General features: G+C 65.2%; 18 protein-coding genes. 6 read left to right on the top strand and 12 right to left on the bottom strand.

Going from position 1 to position 15,938, the window contains the following annotated elements; all coding sequences use genetic code 11:
* Nucleotides 1–15 precede the first annotated feature (15 nt).
* The 7 genes from mnhG to JNC62_RS02010 are packed head-to-tail and all read right to left on the bottom strand — an operon-like array spanning nt 16 to nt 5,916.
* A complete protein-coding gene (gene mnhG / locus JNC62_RS02040; RefSeq protein WP_374835455.1) occupies nt 16–354 on the bottom strand; it encodes a monovalent cation/H(+) antiporter subunit G in 339 nt (112 codons plus the stop codon).
* Entirely contained in the window at nt 354–737 is a 384-nt protein-coding gene (locus JNC62_RS02035) for a cation:proton antiporter (RefSeq protein WP_374835453.1), read from the bottom strand. Before JNC62_RS02035 ends, mnhG begins: the two co-directional genes overlap by 1 nt.
* Nucleotides 737–1,210 (bottom strand): Na+/H+ antiporter subunit E, encoded by a 474-nt coding sequence (locus JNC62_RS02030; RefSeq protein ID WP_374835451.1) that lies wholly within the window; start codon nt 1,208–1,210, stop codon nt 737–739. Before JNC62_RS02030 ends, JNC62_RS02035 begins: the two co-directional genes overlap by 1 nt.
* Complete coding sequence (locus tag JNC62_RS02025; protein ID WP_374835450.1) at nt 1,210–2,769, bottom strand: Na+/H+ antiporter subunit D; 1,560 nt, start codon at nt 2,767–2,769, stop codon at nt 1,210–1,212. Before JNC62_RS02025 ends, JNC62_RS02030 begins: the two co-directional genes overlap by 1 nt.
* Before the next feature lie 8 nt (nt 2,770–2,777).
* Entirely contained in the window at nt 2,778–3,155 is a 378-nt protein-coding gene (locus JNC62_RS02020; RefSeq protein ID WP_374835448.1) for a Na+/H+ antiporter subunit C, read from the bottom strand.
* Nucleotides 3,155–3,571, bottom strand: a complete 417-nt coding sequence (locus tag JNC62_RS02015) for a Na(+)/H(+) antiporter subunit B (RefSeq protein ID WP_374835446.1) — start codon at nt 3,569–3,571, stop codon at nt 3,155–3,157. Before JNC62_RS02015 ends, JNC62_RS02020 begins: the two co-directional genes overlap by 1 nt.
* Entirely contained in the window at nt 3,568–5,916 is a 2,349-nt protein-coding gene (locus JNC62_RS02010; protein ID WP_374835444.1) for a putative monovalent cation/H+ antiporter subunit A, read from the bottom strand. Before JNC62_RS02010 ends, JNC62_RS02015 begins: the two co-directional genes overlap by 4 nt.
* 185 nt (nt 5,917–6,101) lie before the next feature.
* On the opposite strand from JNC62_RS02010, the gene msrB reads away from it, so the two are divergent.
* Complete coding sequence (gene msrB / locus JNC62_RS02005) at nt 6,102–6,509, top strand: peptide-methionine (R)-S-oxide reductase MsrB (RefSeq protein ID WP_374835442.1); 408 nt, start codon at nt 6,102–6,104, stop codon at nt 6,507–6,509.
* Nucleotides 6,510–6,608: 99 nt separating this feature from the next.
* Here msrB and JNC62_RS02000 read toward each other — a convergent pair whose 3' ends face one another.
* The 4 genes from JNC62_RS02000 to JNC62_RS01985 all read right to left on the bottom strand — a co-directional run bounded on the left by JNC62_RS02000 (nt 6,609) and on the right by JNC62_RS01985 (nt 9,006).
* A complete protein-coding gene (locus tag JNC62_RS02000; protein WP_374835440.1) occupies nt 6,609–7,136 on the bottom strand; it encodes a GNAT family N-acetyltransferase in 528 nt (175 codons plus the stop codon).
* Between the two features lie 76 nt (nt 7,137–7,212).
* The gene (gene trhA / locus JNC62_RS01995; RefSeq protein WP_374835438.1) at nt 7,213–7,863 is read right to left on the bottom strand and encodes a PAQR family membrane homeostasis protein TrhA; all 651 of its coding nucleotides are present in this window, start codon (nt 7,861–7,863) and stop codon (nt 7,213–7,215) included.
* Nucleotides 7,864–8,147: 284 nt separating this feature from the next.
* On the bottom strand, nt 8,148–8,468 hold the full coding sequence (locus tag JNC62_RS01990) for a TraR/DksA family transcriptional regulator (RefSeq protein ID WP_374835436.1): 321 nt from the start codon (nt 8,466–8,468) through the stop codon (nt 8,148–8,150).
* Nucleotides 8,469–8,595: 127 nt separating this feature from the next.
* Nucleotides 8,596–9,006 carry a universal stress protein gene (locus tag JNC62_RS01985; RefSeq protein ID WP_374835434.1) on the bottom strand — a complete coding sequence of 137 codons (411 nt, stop codon included), beginning with the start codon at nt 9,004–9,006 and terminating at the stop codon, nt 8,596–8,598.
* 318 nt (nt 9,007–9,324) lie between these two features.
* Between JNC62_RS01985 and JNC62_RS01980 the strand changes: the two genes are divergently transcribed.
* Both JNC62_RS01980 and JNC62_RS01975 read left to right on the top strand, forming a co-directional pair.
* Complete coding sequence (locus JNC62_RS01980) at nt 9,325–10,200, top strand: VOC family protein (protein WP_374835432.1); 876 nt, start codon at nt 9,325–9,327, stop codon at nt 10,198–10,200.
* A gap of 96 nt (nt 10,201–10,296) precedes the next feature.
* Nucleotides 10,297–11,406, top strand: coding sequence for an AI-2E family transporter (locus JNC62_RS01975; protein WP_374835430.1), 1,110 nt, complete (start codon nt 10,297–10,299; stop codon nt 11,404–11,406).
* A 29-nt stretch (nt 11,407–11,435) separates the two neighbouring features.
* On the opposite strand, the gene JNC62_RS01970 is transcribed toward JNC62_RS01975, so the two are convergent.
* Nucleotides 11,436–12,167 carry a polysaccharide deacetylase family protein gene (locus JNC62_RS01970; RefSeq protein ID WP_374835428.1) on the bottom strand — a complete coding sequence of 244 codons (732 nt, stop codon included), beginning with the start codon at nt 12,165–12,167 and terminating at the stop codon, nt 11,436–11,438.
* Between the two features lie 167 nt (nt 12,168–12,334).
* On the opposite strand from JNC62_RS01970, the gene JNC62_RS01965 reads away from it, so the two are divergent.
* From JNC62_RS01965 to JNC62_RS01955, 3 genes are all read left to right on the top strand, one after another.
* Nucleotides 12,335–12,940 (top strand): cytochrome b, encoded by a 606-nt coding sequence (locus JNC62_RS01965; RefSeq protein WP_374835426.1) that lies wholly within the window; start codon nt 12,335–12,337, stop codon nt 12,938–12,940.
* On the top strand, nt 12,937–13,515 hold the full coding sequence (locus tag JNC62_RS01960) for a YceI family protein (protein WP_374835424.1): 579 nt from the start codon (nt 12,937–12,939) through the stop codon (nt 13,513–13,515). Before JNC62_RS01965 ends, JNC62_RS01960 begins: the two co-directional genes overlap by 4 nt.
* Before the next feature lie 271 nt (nt 13,516–13,786).
* On the top strand, nt 13,787–15,880 hold the full coding sequence (locus JNC62_RS01955; protein ID WP_374835422.1) for a S9 family peptidase: 2,094 nt from the start codon (nt 13,787–13,789) through the stop codon (nt 15,878–15,880).
* Nucleotides 15,881–15,938: the final 58 nt, after the last annotated feature.

The following is a 15,938-nucleotide window of genomic DNA, read 5'->3' as shown; positions in this document are numbered from 1 at the left end:
GAACCGATCCGCGCCTCACTTCTTGGCCCGGTCGCGCATGTCGTCGCAAACCGCCCGGCGCGACAGACGGTATCCGGCCTGGTGGGCGGCCTTGGCGACGAGGTGCGCCGCGACCGGGGCCGTGAGGATGAAGAAGACAAAGCCGGCAAAGGCGCGGGCAAAGGTGGCAAAATCGCCGGCCTGCAGGCCGGCGGCGATCAGCATGAGGCCGGAACCGACCGTGCCGGCCTTGGAGGCCGCATGCATGCGGGTATAGACGTCCGGCAGCCGCACGACGCCGATCGCGGCAAGAAAGGTGAAGATGCCGCCGGAGACCAGCATGACGGACACGACGAGCGCCAGGAAAACCTCCATCACCGTCCCCGCCCCTTCTTTTTCCGCTTCGTCGTCTTCGATCCTGCATGGGCCGCCCGGGGCGCCCCGCCGGCCCGGCCTGCCATCGGGTCCGCTTCGTCGACGGGCATGCCCTGCGTCAGCACGAAACGCGCAAGCGCGACGGTGGCGAGGAAACCGACGAGGCCGAGCGCGATGGCGATGTCGACATAGAGGTTGAAGCCGGTCTTGATCGCCACGACGGCGAGGAATCCGATCGCGATCGCAACCAGCATGTCGAGCGCGACGATCCGGTCCGGCAGCGTCGGCCCGCGGATCACCCGATAGGCGGTGAGAAAGAACGCGACGCACATCAGAAACAGCGCGACGCTCGCGGCGGCAGAGACAATCGATTGCGCGGCCATCAGCGAAGCGCCTCCAGTATCTTGCGCTCGAAGCCGTTGGCGATGTCGCGCTTGACGGCCACCGGGTCGGAGCAGTCGAGCGCGTGGACGTAAAGGACGCGCCGGTCCTCGGACACATCCACCGACAGCGTGCCTGGCGTCAGCGTGATGAGGTTCGCCAACAGCGTGATCTCGATGTCACGGTCCACCGTCAGCGGGAAAGCAAAGATCCCGGGCTTGAGCTCCATTTTCGGACTTGCGACGAGCACCGCGACACGCCAGGCCGACAGCGCCAGTTCCTTGATGAAGAGGACGGCCAGCGACAGGAGCTTCAGCGGTCGCAGCACGGTAAGGCCGCCGGCGAAATCACGCCGGACGATCCAGAGCACGAGAAGGCCGAGCAGAAAGCCGAGGACGAGGTTCGGCAATGACAGGCTGCCGGTCACCGCCGCCCAGACCATGGCAAAGACCACCGCGATCAGAAACAGCTTCATCAGCGCGCTCCTTGCGGAAAGACGGAATCGACGTAGGCCGAGGGCTCTGCAAGCAACGCTGCGGCCGACTGGATCTGCGACAGAAGCAGATCCGGAAAGAGTCCGACCAGCACCGACACCAGCGCGAGCATCGACAGCGGCACGAGGGCGTCGTTTCGCGGCGCCGGATCGGCGCCGGGCGTTCCCGTGACGGCCGGCCGCCAGTAGGCCAGCGTCCAGACGCGGCCGACGGCGATCATCGTGAGGAAGCCGCTCAACAGCACCGCCCCTGCCAGCCACCAGGCGCCGATGTCGAGCGCGGCCTTCGCCACCATCACCTTCGGCCAGAAACCGGAGAACGGCGGCATGCCGGAGACGGACAGGAACAGCACGAGCGACACGGCTGAGAAGAAGGCAGCGCGGCCATAGAGGCCGCCACTCGCATGCAGGTCGAAGCCGCCCGCGAGGCGGCCGGCGATGCCCGCCGTCATGTAAAGCGCCGTCATCACCACCATGGAATGCAGCGCATAGAACAGCGCGCCGCCGACCCCGCCGGGGCCGCCGACGGCGACACCGGCGAGCATCACGCCGATGCCCGAGATCACCAGGTAGCCGAGCAGGCGACGGATGTCGCTCTGGCCAATGGCGCCGAGCGCACCGAGGATCATCGTCGCTGCGGCCGCCGTGGCGACGACGAAGCTCAGTTCCTCGCCCTCCACCGGGAACAGCATCACGATGACGCGGATCAGCGCATAGACTCCCACCTTGGTGAGCAAGCCGGCAAACAGCGCCGAGACGACGACGCGCGGCGTGTGATAGGAGGCGGGCAACCAGAAATTGACCGGAAAGGCCGCAGCCTTCATGCCGAAGGCGAGCACGAAGAGGCTGGCGAGCGTCATCAAGGGCAGATCGCCGCGCCGGGCAGCCGCCTTGACCGCGATATCGGCCATGTTGAGTGTGCCGAACAGGCCGTAGAGATAGCCGACGGCGATGAGGAACAGCGTCGTGGCAACGAGATTGAGGAAGGCGTACTTCACCGCGCCATCGATCTGCCGGGGCTCGGAGCCGAGCACGAGCAGGCCGAAGGAGGAGATCAGCAGAACCTCGAACCAGACGTAGAGATTGAAGATGTCGCCGGTCAGGAACGCGCCCGACACGCCGGCCATCAGCAGCATCAGGAACGGGTAGAAGCCATAGCGGCGACCGGAGGCATCGATGCCGCCTGCGGCATAGACGCCGCCGGCAAGGGCGACAAGGGCGGATACGAAGGCAAAGAGCGCGCCCAGCAGATCCACGGTGAAGGCGATTCCGAACGGCGGCAGCCAGCGTCCCATGACCATGGTGATCGGGCCGCCCGCCGCCACCTGCCAGAGCAGCAGTCCGTCAAGGGCGAGGAGAACGAGCAGCGCGGGGATGGCAATCAAGGGCTGGAGGCGCACTTGCTTGCGCAGCATGAGCAGAACAGCACCGCTCGCCAGGCACCAGACGACGGGAAGCACGACGAGCCATTCACGCGGGGCCGCGGGCGCCATGACGAGCGCCTGGGAAAGATCGAGCGCAGAACCTGAGGAGGCGGCCATCGGCAGTCCTAATATCCGGTCGGGGGCGCGCTGTCGGCCTTTGGCTCGGCCACGCGCATTTCATTGGCATTGTCCGTCGAAAGATCCTGGAAGGCGCGATAGGAGAGCACCAGCAGGAAGGCGAAGAACGAAAACGAGATGACGATCGCCGTCAGGATCAGTGCCTGCGGCAGAGGGTTGGCGGTCACCGCCACCTGCCGGTCGAGACCGGCCGGAATGATCGGCGGCACCTCGCGGATGATGCGCCCGGTGGTGAACAGCAGCAGGTTGACTGCATTGCCGAGGATCGCGACGCCGAGAAGGATGCGCACGAGGAACTTCGACAGCATCAGATAGACCGCCGCGGCGAAGAAGATGCCGATCAGGATCGAAAACAACGCTTCCATCAGATGTCTTCCCTTTCGAGCGCGAGCGCGATCGAGGTGATCGCGCCGACGACGACGAGATAGACACCGAAATCGAACAGCATGACGGTCGACAGCGGGATCTCGACGCCGAACAGCGACGGCGTGATCCACAGGCCGGTCATGAACGGCACGGCGGCAAACATCGAGATCAGGCCGGCGATGCAGGCGAGGAAGAGGCCGATGGCGGCGATCGTCATCGGATGGAACCACAGCGCCTGGCGCACCGGCTGGATGCCGCGGCCGATGCCGTAGATCGCAAGCCCCGAAGCGGCGATCAATCCGCCGATGAAGCCGCCGCCCGGCTCGTTGTGGCCGCGCAACAGCACGAATACCGAAAACAATAGCATCAGCGCGGTCAGAAACGGGGCCAGGGTGCGGAAGATGACGGTGTTCAACGGCGCGTCTCCTTGCCGGGGTCTGGCGCCGGCTTGCGGATGCGGATCAGCGACAGGATCGCAAGCCCGGTCGTCATGACGACGGCGATTTCGCCGAGCGTGTCCGTGCCGCGGAAATCGACGATGATCACGTTGACGACGTTGGCGCCATGGGCGATCGCCTTGGAGTAGAGATTGAAGAATTCACTCAGCACCGGATCGAACCGCCCCTGCGTCACCCGCAGCAGATAGAGGCAGAACCCAAACCCGCAGGCGATGGCAATGGCGGCGTCGGGGATCTTTTGCGACAGCGGCCGGGCATCGCGCGGCTGCAGGTGCAGGCGGGTCATGACGAGCGTCAGGATCACGACCGACAGCGTCTCGACCATGAACTGGGTGAAGGACAGGTCGGGGGCGCCGAAGAGCAGGAACAGCAGCGCCACCGAAAACCCCTGGATCCCCAGCGCGAGGATCGCGTTCAGACGGTTCTGCGCCGTCAGCACGCCGCCGACGCCGAGCAGGGCCAGCGCCATCACGGCAAGCTCGTGGAACTGCGCGTCCGCCGGCCAGATCGGCAGGCGCGGCCACTCACCGTACCAGGCGAGCGGCACCAGCAGCGCCAATGCCACCACGACGAATGTGGTGGTCAGGTAGGCTTCCATCAGGCCCGGCTGCAGCAGCCGTGACAGGCGGTGGGCAAAGCGAACGAGCCCGGTCATGGCCTGGTCGAAGCCACGATCGGGTCCCCAGCCGATGTCGTTGACCAGCCTGTCGGCGGCCGCGCGCGCCCGGTCGAGGCCGGCAAACACGGCAATGCCGGCCGCAACCGTCACCGCCGACAGCAGAAGGGCAAGGCTGGCATGCGGCGCGGCCGAGATCGTCACCGTCTCGGGGCGGCCGGCGATCGCAGAGGCGAGCGGCGAGGAGAACAACGAATGGACGAAGGGGCTGAAGATGCCGGCGGCAAGCCCGCAGGCGGAGAGGACGACCGGGCCAAGCCAGAGCAGCACCGGCCCCTCATGCGGCGTCTTCGGTGTTGCGATCCTTGCGCCAAGGAACGGCTTCAGCGCGATGGCGACGGCGACGGCGACCATCAGCGCATTGCCGATCACGGCGGCGAGCGTGAAGGTGATCGCGCGAAGGCTGCCGCCGCCAAGGGCGGTATAGACCTCCTCCTTGCCGAGGAAGCCGAAGAACGGCGGCAGGCCGCCCATCGACAGGGCCGCGAGCACCGCCGCGGCAAAGGTGACCGGCATGGCGCGGGCCAGCCCGCCGAGGCGGGTGATGTGCCGCGTGCCGGTCTCGTGGTCGAGGAGGCCGGCGACCATGAAGAGCGCACCCTTGAAGAGCGAGTGCGCCACCAGGTAGAGGGCGGCCGCCGCCGCCGCGTGCTCGGAGCCGAACCCGGTCAGCAGCACGAGCAGGCCGAGCGAGGCGACGGTCGTATAGGCGAGCATCAGCTTCAGGTCGGTCTGCCGGATCGAAAGCACCGCGCCGACGAGCAGCGTCAGGCCGCCGAAGGCCGGCAGAATCGTCTCCCAGGGCGCGGTGCCGCCGAGGACGGGATTGAGGCGCATCAGCAGGTAGACGCCGGCCTTCACCATCGTCGCCGAGTGCAGGTAGGCCGACACCGGCGTCGGCGCTTCCATCGCGTTGGGCAGCCAGAAATGGAAGGGGAACTGCGCGGACTTGGTAAAGGCGCCGCCGAGCATAAGCAGAAGAATCGCCAGGTAGAACGGGCTGGCGCGCACTTCCTCGCCAAAGGCCAACAGCAGCGAAAGCTGCGTGACGCCGGTGACGTTCCAGATGACGAGCAGGCCGGCGAGCAGCAACAGGCCGCCGCCGCCCGTCACCACCAGCGCCTGCAGCGCGGCGCGGCGCGAGGCCTCGCGCGCATGGTCGAAGCCGATCAGCAGGAAGGACGTGATCGAGGTCAGTTCCCAGAACACGAACAGCATCAGGAAGCTGTCGGAGGCCACCAGCCCGAGCATCGCACCCATGAACATCAGGATGAAGGAGAAGAAGCGCCCCTGATGCGGATGCCCCCTCAGATAGCCGCCGGAATAGAGGACGATCAGCGTGCCAATACCCGAGATGAGCAGCAGGAAGGTGAGCGACAGGCCGTCGATCAGCCAGGAGAAGCTGACATTGTAGGACGGCACCCAGTCATAGCCGCCGGTGACGATCTCCCCGCGCGAGACCTCGGGCAGGAAGCGGGCGAAGTGCCAGAAAATCGTCGCCGGAAAGAGGGCGAGCGGCCAGGCGGCGCGATGCCCCAGCACGCGGGTGAGCAAGGGCGCGACGAGCGCGCCGAGAAGCGGCAGACAGAAGGCGACAAACGTCCAAGCCATGATGTCTGGTTGCATGCCTTCTCCCGGCGCCGAATCCCCTGTGCGAACAATGTGCTGCTTCTATGTCGGTATGGCCGAAATCGCCACCCTTGAAAAGCAAGGCCGCGGTTTTTTCCGCGCGAGGATGGCAATCTCCGATGCCGCCCGGTTGCATTTGCCCTGCCCGGTCCCTACATGCGCCCTGCGCAAAGGAGGCTCCGATGACTGACAACCCCACGCCGAAAGTCGTCAAGACGGACGAGGAATGGCGCCAGTTGCTGACACCGGAGCAATACCGGATCACCCGCCAGCACGGCACCGAACGGGCCTTTTCCAGCCCCGACTTCGACAGCTCGAAAAAGGGCACCTACCATTGTGTCTGCTGCGAGCGTCCGCTTTACAGTTCGCAGGCGAAGTTCAACTCCGGAACCGGCTGGCCGAGCTTCACCCAGCCGATCGAACCGGGCGCGGTCACGAGCCACCGCGACCTGTCCTATGGAATGGACCGGACCGAAATCCGTTGTGCCGATTGCGATGCCCATCTCGGCCACGTCTTCCCGGACGGCCCGCCGCCGACAGGTTTGCGCTACTGCATGAACGGCGTGGCGCTGACCTTCACGGAAGAATGACGGCCGATAAATGCGTCTCCTATCCGCGGCTTGCGCAATGGGGTTCGAAAACTGATTCCGCCGCCTGACGTCCCGTGCACCGGGCGAGCCATGCCGGGCTTAGCCACCGGACGGAGCGTTTGGCGGTTGCAGGCACAGTTCCATGCAGGTCAGGTCCAGCCACCGGCCGAACTTCGTCCCCACCTCCTTGAAGCGGCCGACGACATGAAAGCCAAAACCCTCGTGCAGGCGGATCGAGGCTTCGTTTTCCGCCTCGATGCCGGCAATCAAAACATGGATGCCGGTGGACCGGGCACGGTCGATCAGGTGTGCGAGCAGTTGCCGGCCGATCCCCTGCCCGCGCGCGTCCTTGTGCACATAGATCGAATGCTCCGCGGTATGGCGGTAGCCGTCGAAGGCGCGCCAGTCGCCATAGGTCGCATAGCCGACCACCTTGCCGTCCAGTTCCGCCACGATGACGGGGAAGCCGCGTTCACGCCGGCTGCGAAACCACTCCAGGCGGTTGTCGAGATCGACGAGCGCGTCGTTCCAGATCGCGGTCGTGTTGGCGACGGCGTCGTTGTAGATCGCCATCACCGCGGCCATGTCCTCTTCGCGCGCGTCACGGATCAGCGTCGCTTGCTCCATTACACTTGACCTCACGGCTTCGGTTGGGTCGGTCGGTTGACCGGATCGGTGTGCACCGCTGAGAACCGCGATGCCCTCAGGTACTGACGCACGTGACAACGGCAGAATAGTGGACGGCCGCCGCGGTAACGACAAAGCCGTGCCAGATCGCGTTCTGGAACCGCAGGCTCTGCCAGACAAAGAAGATCACCCCCACCGAATAGAGCAGCCCGCCGATCAGGATCAGCACGAGCGTCGTCTCCGGTAGGGTCTCCAGGAGGGAATCGGCGGCAATGATGCCGCTCCAGCCCGTAGCGAGATAGAGGACGATCGCCATCCGGTCATAGCGCCCCGGGCGCAAGAACTTCAGCGCGGTCCCGGCCGCCGCAACGAGCCAGACGGCAACCAGCATGCCCGCCAGCATCGGATCGTCCCAGCCGCGCTGCAGGAAGGGCGTGTAGGTCGCGGCGATCAGAACGAAAATCGCCGCGTGGTCGCACCGCCGCAGGTACCATTTGACGTTCGATGCCGGCCACAGGTTGTAGGCAAAGGAAATTCCCAGCGAGAGGACCAGGCCGACGCCATAGATCCAGGCCGCAGCAAGCTGGCCGCTCGTGGCCCACACCGTCGCATAGAAGAGAAGCGCCGTGACCCCGACCAGGGCAAGCGCAACGCCGACGCCGTGAACGATGCCATCGGCGATCAGTTCATGGCGATCATACTGCCATCTGAAACCTTCGGGTTCCATGCGAACCGTTCCACGCGCTTACATGCCGCCTGTTCAAACGTCACCACGGCGGGTCCGCAGTCAGGACCAAAGCCGCCATGCATGCCCTCCCTCCCGCTCGGGATCAGGGACCGGATGAAAAATGTCATGGTGACGATTACGCGTGTCATCATCAAGGCCGATCGCAGGCCAAGTGCCGGAACTCGCTTCACTTTTGGTAACGGCTGTAACGGTCCGGTGCGCCGCCGTCGCCGCTCCACGACCTTGGGGCGGTCCCCTGCGACGATCGAGCGATGACGGCTCGCCTACCTCTTGATGCATTCCTCGCAGAGCGCCGCCTGGGGAACGGCCTCGAGCCGCTTGGGCGAGATCGGATTTCCGCACTTGGGGCAGATGCCGAACGTCCCGGCCTCGATGCGATCGAGGGCGGCATCGATTGCCACCAGTTCATCCAGCCCCGTGTTGCCGAGTTCCTCGAGAACCTCGTCGTTTTCGCGTTCTGTCGCCCGCTCTTCGGCGTCGGGATTCGGGGTAGCCTCCAGATCGCCCTCGATCTTGTGCAGGCGGCGGTAGAGTTCGTGCTTGCGGCCTAGAAGCCTGTCCTTGAATAGTGCGGTATCCAACATGGGCTTTCCTTTCTAAGTATACCTGTCCGGCGGTGCGTCCACGGGATCCCCCTGCACTGGAGCCGCTGCCTTGAGCCTGCGCACGCTCGCCGTGAGACGGTCAAACGCGATCCTCACATGGGGACCCCTAGCGATCGACGAGAACGGACATCGGCGCGTGACGTACAACCCGATCCGCCGTTGCGCCCAAGAGATAGTTGGTCAACCCGGGCCGGTGCGATGCGATAATGATCAGATCGGCTTTGTGTTCCTGCGCTGCTGCAATGATCTGGCGCGCGCTGCCGCCATAGCGGATGTCGATGAGGGCGGAAATGCCGAGGTTCTGGCGCATGCGCCCCAGACGCTCCTCTGCCTGCTTGATCTCCATCTCGACCATGGCGGCCGGGAACTCGATCGAAAGATAGCCGGTCGCCGCTTCGATGACATGGACGAGAACGATTTCACCGCCGTCAGCCAGCAAATCTGCTGCCCGGCGCAGGATCTGCTCACCGCGTTCCAGCTGGTCCATGGCCACGGGAACGATTATCTTCTGGTACATGCCTGGCTCCCTATCCAGTTGCATTCGATGCAGTAGGTTTGTTCGTGAAGCCTGCGCGCTGCATTGACAAGGATCAAGACAAATCTGTGTGGTGGCAGCGGAAGCGCAAAACAAATGGTTGCATCCATCGGACAAGCGTGAGGTGGCAGGAACCAAATGCAAGGGCCGTCAACGCCGCATTGACGATATTTCACCAATTCGTCATCTTCTCCGAACGATCACAGGCGGCCATATTGCAAGGCAACGAACGGTTTCGTTGAAACCGTTCGTTGCCGCCGATCCAAGGGGCGCACCCCTGCTTCGAACTGGAGAATTCAAATGACCGCAGCCACGGCGCTTTCCTCGCCCGATCACGCCGTCAACATGCCGGCCCATGTCGATCATTCGCATCTTGTCGTCACCGACCTGCCTCTGACATCGGACTGGTATCAGAAGGTGATGGGGCTGTCCGTCCTCGACAAAAGCGCCTCGGGGCAGACGCTCGGGGTTGGTGGGCGGCCGCTGCTGACGCTGACGACGGAGGGCAACGCCGCGCGCGCCTCAAGGCGTACGCCGGGCCTGTTTCACAACGCGTTCCTGGTGCCGAGCCGCAAGGAATTGTCGCGCTGGGTGGCCCACGCCGCCCATAGCGGCGTGCGGCTGACCGGTGCGTCGGACCACCTCGTCAGCGAGGCGATCTACCTGGACGACCCGGAAGGAAACGGCATCGAGATCTATCGCGACCGCGGGCGTGATGAATGGCACTACCTGGACGACGGGATGGTCGAGATGGCGACGCTCCCGCTGGACCTGCAGAAGCTCTATGACGAAGCGCCGAAGGATGCCTGGACGGGGCTTTCCGAGGATTCGGCCATGGGCCACATCCACCTGCAGGTGTCCGACATTCCGCAGGCCGACGCCTTCTTCCGCGACGTGCTCGGCCTCGACCTGATGGCGCGCTATCCGGGCGCCAGCTTCTTCGCCTCCGGCAAGTACCACCACCATATTGGCGCCAACGTCTGGAACTCGCGCGGCGCGGCCAAGCGCGAGCCCCACATGACCGGGCTTGCCGACTACACGATCCGCTTCAGCGATGCCGCCGGCCTGCAGAAGGCCGTGCAGAAGCTCGACGAACTGGAAATTGCGACTGCGCGGGAGGCCGGTGTCGTTTCGCTCATCGACCCCTGGGGGATCGGCCTGAAGCTGTCGGCCTGAAGATCGGCGGCCGGCGTGGCCGCTGCAGGCTTCCGATGACGGCTGGGAACCGGATCCCCCCTCGCGCGTTACCTGCGCATAGAGGGGGATTGCGCCATGCACAACCTGCTGAACGAGGAGTCGTCCGGGCTTCCGGTCGTAGCCGCGGACAATGACGATGACGCATTCCCCATGCCCGACGGGCTGACGCTGGCGTCGCGCTGGGCGCTGATCGGCATCTTCGTCATCATGGCGCTTGGCGCCATCTACCTGATGGCGCCGATCCTGATTCCGTTGACCCTCGCCGTCGTCACGGGGCTGACCCTCGCCGTGGCGGCGGAAAAGCTCAACGATCTCGGCATTCCGCCCTTGCCGACGGCGCTGCTGCTGGCGGCCGCGCTGGCGACCGGCGGCTTCTTCGCCGTCGTCACCCTGTCCGAACCGCTGCTGCGGCTGGTCGGGGAAGCACCCAACATCGTCAATGCGACGATGGAGAGGATCACGCCGATGCTGAGCCATTTCGAATGGCTGCACGTGCGCACCCAAAGCCTTGCCGGCGGCATGACGATCGACAGCCTGCTCGAAAAGACCGGCAGCGTGCTCACCATCGTCACGGCCGGCGTGACGCCGGCACTGATCCAGTTGCTGATCTTCTTCGCCGCCCTCATCCTGTTCCTCTCCGGCCGGCTGAAGCTGCGCCGGATGCTGATCCTGTCCTTCCCGCTCCGGAAGCAGAGGCTGACCGCCATCCGCGTGATGAACGCGATCGACCGCTCGCTCGGCTACTATTTCGCAACCGCCGCCCTGGCCTATGGCGCGCTCGGCATCATCACCACGCTGATCGCCTTTGCCGGCAATCTCGGCCTGCCGTGGATGTGGGGGCTGTTCGCCTTCGTCACCTCCTTCGTGCCCTTCCTCGGGGTGACGGTGATGCTTTTGGCGCTCGTGACCGGCGGGCTTTTGGCGCACGAGACGACCCTTGCGGGGCTGACGCCGGCCTTTGCCTTCGTCTGCGTCCATCTGGTGATCGAGAACTTCGTGGTGCCCTCGATCATGGGCCGCCGGCTGGAGGTCAACGCCTTCATCATCTTCACCGCCATCATCTTCTGGAGCTGGATGTGGGGCGCCGCCGGTGCGATGCTGGCGCTGCCGCTGTCGATCATCGGCATGACCATCGCGGACGAATTGCGCCCGTCCAACAAGATCCAGCCGGATCTGCCGGGCTGACCCGATCAAGCCCCGCGGATGGTTCGGCCTTAGAGCACCGGTGTCGGATGCGGGGCGACGGTATCGGCCAGCCGTACGAAGTGAACGCCGCTTTTCTTCAATGCCAGGATACCCTTGGCGACGCCGGCGCCGGCCGCATGGCTCGGCTGGTTGATGTGCGCGATTACCACGTCTCCGTCGCGAGCCGCAGCCACCCGCTGTTCGGCGGCCCGTGCGCCAAGCAGCGAACCGTCGTCACCATTGATGGAATAACCGGCGACCTTGTAGCCGAGCCTTGATATCTCGGTGATCGAGGAGGCGGTATACCTGGCCGTGGCGCCACGGAACCAACGCGGCTGCGGCGCGCCCGCCGCCACGATTGCCGCAGCGCCGCCCTCGACTTCCCTGGCGACCGCTTGCGGCGAGCCCGCCGCGGTGATGCCGTAAATCGAGGTGGGATAGTCGACCGCCGGCACGTGCATGGCGCCGTGGTTCTCAATCTCGAACAGGTCGGGATGGGCGAGCAGGGTAGCGGCTGCCTGCCGATTGTGCTGCAGCCAGCGTGCCGTGACGAAGATCGTCGCCGGAATTCTTTCGCGCAGCAGCACGTCGAGAATGCGCATGTCGACCCGGCCCATGCAGGCATCGAAGGTCAGCGCTATGCGGGCGGGACCGATATGTTCCTTGTCAATATGCAGCCTGGGCTCGACCAGCCTGGGGGCAGCCGTGGCCGAAGCAGCGATGGACAACGCACAAGCGAGGGGAACCAGGAAACGATACATGACGCGACGCCTTTGGCGGTCGTAGGGGTTTATGCTTTCCATCGGACGCGAAAGCGCCGAGACTGTGGCATTACGCCCGAAGGGCGTCACGGAGAAGGCCGGCGCTACAGCGCGGGGAATAATCGGCAGCCCTGAAGTGTCTGTATGGGACTATGGAGGCCGGAATCATGCGGCGTCATCAGGTGAACGGCTACGGGTTCTGGGCGATCGGCCTGCACTGGCTCATCGCGCTGCTGATCCTCGGCCTCATCGGCCTCGGCTTCGTCATGCGCCGGACGGCGATCGACCCCGCCCTGCAGTTCTCGCTCTACCAGTGGCACAAGTCGATCGGACTCGTCGTGCTCGGGCTGGCGGTCCTGCGCGGTCTCATCTGGTTCGTCGCCCGCCATCCCGAACCGGTGGCGAGCCTGGGCCCGATCGAGCGGCGGGCGTCGCTGGCGACGCATGTCGTCCTCGCCCTGCTCTGCCTGGTCGTACCCGTTGCCGGCTGGGCGGTCGCCTCGACCACGCCGCTGAACATTCCGACCTTCTTCTTCAACCTGGTGGTGATCCCGCCGCTGCCGCTCGGGCGCAGCGAGGCGGGCGAAGATTTCTGGTCGCTCATCCATGCGGGCACGGCCTATCTGCTGCTGGCGCTCGCCGCACTCCATGCCGCAGCCGCGCTCTACCACCACTTCATCCGCCACGACGAGGTGCTGTCGCGCATGCTGGGGCGGGAGGGCTCGATTTCCCCTGCCGCGCAGCCGAGGCCAACAAGAGGAAGAAAGCAATGAGAATTGCCGCCATGACGTTTGTCCTTCTCCCCGCGCTTCTTTGCGCTTCCGCCCCCCAGGCAGCCGCGCCCGATCTGGCGCAGGCGGCCGGCACCTATGACATCAGCGGCGCCTCGCAGATCCGCTTCACCGTCGACCAGGTCGGCGGCGGCGGCATCAACGGCAAGTTCACCAGGTTCGCCGGGCGCCTGCGCATCGACGGCAACAGCGTCGGCGCCTCCACCGTGTCCTTCACGCTCTATCCGCAGAGCGTGGCCACGCCCGAACAGCGCATGGCAGACTTTCTGCGCTCCAGCGCCGTCTTCGACGCCGACACCTATCCGACCGTGACCTTTCGCTCGACCGCGGTGCGCCAGACCGGCGACAACACCGCCATCGTCGACGGCATGCTGACCGCCCGCGGCATAACCCATCGCGAACAGTTCGCCGTGCGGCTGCAGGGCCTCAAGGGCAAGACGATTGCCTTCAACGTGACCGGCGACGTCTATCGGTCTCGCTACAAGATGGATGTCGGCACGCCGATCTACCTCAACGTCGTCAAGTTCGACATGGACATCCGCGGCGACCGGCGGTGACAGGGCGAATCGTCGGACCGCAGCACCTATCCACCTATCCCCCGTCATGCCGGCCTCGAGCCGGCACCCAGCCGCGCCGCGTCCGCGGCGCGAAATGTGCTTTTCCCGCGCGCAAGGACTTGCGCGCACCGGATGCCGGATCAGGTCCGGCATGACGGCTATAGGAAGCCGCCTCGTCCTCCGGCGGTTCGATGTAAAGTGTCTTGATGCGGGGCGAACCTCTCTCTATCTCTGTCATTCCGTTCCCGCCTGATTTGCCGGAGTACCCGCCTTGCCCGCATTCAAGAACCTGCCCACAGCCCCGATCGCCACGAAGAAGCCGGTCGAGGACACGCGCCACGGCATCACCCGCACCGACGACTATGCCTGGTTCCGCGCCGACAACTGGCAGGCGATGTTCAAGGACACCTCCATCCTCGACCCGGAGATCCGCGCCCACCTCGAGGCCGAGAACGCCTACATGCAAGCAGCGATGGCCGACACCGAGGGCCTGCAGAAGACGCTGTTTGCCGAGATGCGTGGCCGGATCAAGGAGGACGACGCTTCGGTGCCGGTCAAGGACGGCCCCTACGCCTACGGCACGTCCTTCGTCACCGGCGGCGAGCAGCCGCGCTATTTCCGCCAGCCCCGCGACGGCGGCGAGCAGACGCTCCTGCTCGACGGCGACAAGGAGGCCGAGGGCAAGGGCTACTTCCGGCTGTCCGGCCTCGACCACTGCACCGACCATTCGCTCGGCATCTGGGGCTATGACGACAAGGGCTCGGAGTACTTCACCCTGAAGGTGCGCGATCTGACGACGCTCGAGGACCGCCACGACACCATCGAAAACACCGCCGGCGGCGGCGCCTGGGCGCCGGACGGCAAGAGCTTCTTCTATACGCTGCAGGACGAGAACCACCGGCCCTCGAAGATCTACCACCACATCCTCGGCCAGCCGCAGTCGCAGGACCGGCTCGTCTACGAGGAGAAGGACCCCGGCTTCTTCATGTCGGTCGGCGGCTCGCTGCTCGACGACTTCATCTACATCGACATCCACGACCACGAGACCAGCGAATACCGGCTGCTCTCGACCAACGACCTTTTGGCGGAACCGGCGATCGTCGCACCGCGCCAGACCGGCCTTGAATATTCGATGACCGAGGGCGGCGACGTCTTCTACATCCTGACCAATGCCGACGGCGCCAAGGACTTCAAGATCATGGAGGCGCCGGTCAACGCGCCGGGCCGCGAGGACTGGTCGGAAGTCGTGCCGCACCGGCCCGGCACGCTGATCCTCAATCATCTCGCCTTCGCCCGCCATCTCGTCTGGCTCGAGCGCCACGAGGGTCTGCCGCGCATCATCGTGCGCGACCGCAAGAGCGGAGAACAGCACGAGATCGCCTTTGCCGAAGAAGCCTATTCGCTCGGGCTTTCGGGAGCGGCCGAATACGATACCGACGTGATCCGCTTCTCCTATTCGTCGATGACCACGCCGTCGCAACTCTACGACTACAACATGGTGACGCGCGAGCGGACGCTGTTGAAGACGCAGGAAGTGCCCTCCGGCCACAACATCGACGACTACGTCACCCGCCGCGTCTTCGCCCCCGCCCATGACGGCGAGCGCGTGCCGGTCACCCTGCTCTATCGCAAGGATACCCCGCTCGACGGCACAGCCCCCTGCCTGCTTTATGGCTACGGCGCCTACGGCATCTCGATTCCCGCCGGCTTCAACACCAACTGCCTGTCGCTGGTCGACCGCGGCTTCGTCTATGCCATCGCCCATATCCGCGGCGGCAAGGAGAAGGGCTTTTCCTGGTACGAAGACGGCAAGATGGAGAAGAAGCCCAACACCTTCAAGGACTTCCTCGCGGCGGCGGACTATCTGAATGAGGAGAAGTTCACCTCTTACGCGAAGATCATCGCCGAGGGCGGCTCGGCCGGCGGCATGCTGATGGGCGCCGTCGCCAACATGGCGCCGGAGAAATTCGGCGGCATCATCGCCGCGGTGCCCTTCGTCGACGTGCTCAACACCATGCTCGACGATACGCTGCCGCTGACGCCGCCGGAATGGGCCGAATGGGGCAACCCGATCGAGAGCGCGGACTTCTACAGGCTGCTCGCCTCCTACTCGCCCTATGACAACGTCAAGGCGCAGGCCTACCCGCCGATCCTGGCGCTTTCCGGCCTGACCGATCCGCGCGTCACCTACTGGGAGCCGACGAAGTGGGTGGCGAAGCTGCGCGAGAAGGCGACCGTCGACGCGCCGATCCTGCTGCGCACGAACATGGGCGCCGGTCACGGCGGCGCCTCCGGCCGCTTCCAGCGGCTGGAGGAGATCGCCTTCGAATACGCGTTCGCGATCAAGGTGGCGGGGAAGATGTGAGGGGCGCTGTCGACAGGCCTAGACACGGGCGCCTTGGCGCCCGCGCCGCCGGCGCCAC

This window comes from Mycoplana ramosa, assembly GCF_041930185.1.
Classification (GTDB): Bacteria; Pseudomonadota; Alphaproteobacteria; order Rhizobiales; family Rhizobiaceae; genus Mycoplana; species Mycoplana ramosa.
This window is presented reverse-complemented; position numbering and strand designations above follow the sequence as displayed.

Bases quoted from the DNA above. Each gene is read 5' to 3' on its own strand.
- mnhG (WP_374835455.1), bottom strand. From the start codon at position 354: ATGGAGGTTTTCCTGGCGCTCGTCGTGTCCGTCATGCTGGTCTCCGGC.
- JNC62_RS02035 (WP_374835453.1), bottom strand. From the start codon at position 737: ATGGCCGCGCAATCGATTGTCTCTGCCGCCGCGAGCGTCGCGCTGTTT.
- JNC62_RS02030 (WP_374835451.1), bottom strand. From the start codon at position 1,210: ATGAAGCTGTTTCTGATCGCGGTGGTCTTTGCCATGGTCTGGGCGGCG.
- JNC62_RS02025 (WP_374835450.1), bottom strand. From the start codon at position 2,769: ATGGCCGCCTCCTCAGGTTCTGCGCTCGATCTTTCCCAGGCGCTCGTC.
- JNC62_RS02020 (WP_374835448.1), bottom strand. From the start codon at position 3,155: ATGGAAGCGTTGTTTTCGATCCTGATCGGCATCTTCTTCGCCGCGGCG.
- JNC62_RS02010 (WP_374835444.1), bottom strand. From the start codon at position 5,916: ATGCAACCAGACATCATGGCTTGGACGTTTGTCGCCTTCTGTCTGCCG.
- msrB (WP_374835442.1), top strand. From the start codon at position 6,102: ATGACTGACAACCCCACGCCGAAAGTCGTCAAGACGGACGAGGAATGG.
- JNC62_RS02000 (WP_374835440.1), bottom strand. From the start codon at position 7,136: ATGGAGCAAGCGACGCTGATCCGTGACGCGCGCGAAGAGGACATGGCC.
- trhA (WP_374835438.1), bottom strand. From the start codon at position 7,863: ATGGAACCCGAAGGTTTCAGATGGCAGTATGATCGCCATGAACTGATC.
- JNC62_RS01990 (WP_374835436.1), bottom strand. From the start codon at position 8,468: ATGTTGGATACCGCACTATTCAAGGACAGGCTTCTAGGCCGCAAGCAC.
- JNC62_RS01985 (WP_374835434.1), bottom strand. From the start codon at position 9,006: ATGTACCAGAAGATAATCGTTCCCGTGGCCATGGACCAGCTGGAACGC.
- JNC62_RS01980 (WP_374835432.1), top strand. From the start codon at position 9,325: ATGACCGCAGCCACGGCGCTTTCCTCGCCCGATCACGCCGTCAACATG.
- JNC62_RS01975 (WP_374835430.1), top strand. From the start codon at position 10,297: ATGCACAACCTGCTGAACGAGGAGTCGTCCGGGCTTCCGGTCGTAGCC.
- JNC62_RS01970 (WP_374835428.1), bottom strand. From the start codon at position 12,167: ATGTATCGTTTCCTGGTTCCCCTCGCTTGTGCGTTGTCCATCGCTGCT.
- JNC62_RS01965 (WP_374835426.1), top strand. From the start codon at position 12,335: ATGCGGCGTCATCAGGTGAACGGCTACGGGTTCTGGGCGATCGGCCTG.
- JNC62_RS01960 (WP_374835424.1), top strand. From the start codon at position 12,937: ATGAGAATTGCCGCCATGACGTTTGTCCTTCTCCCCGCGCTTCTTTGC.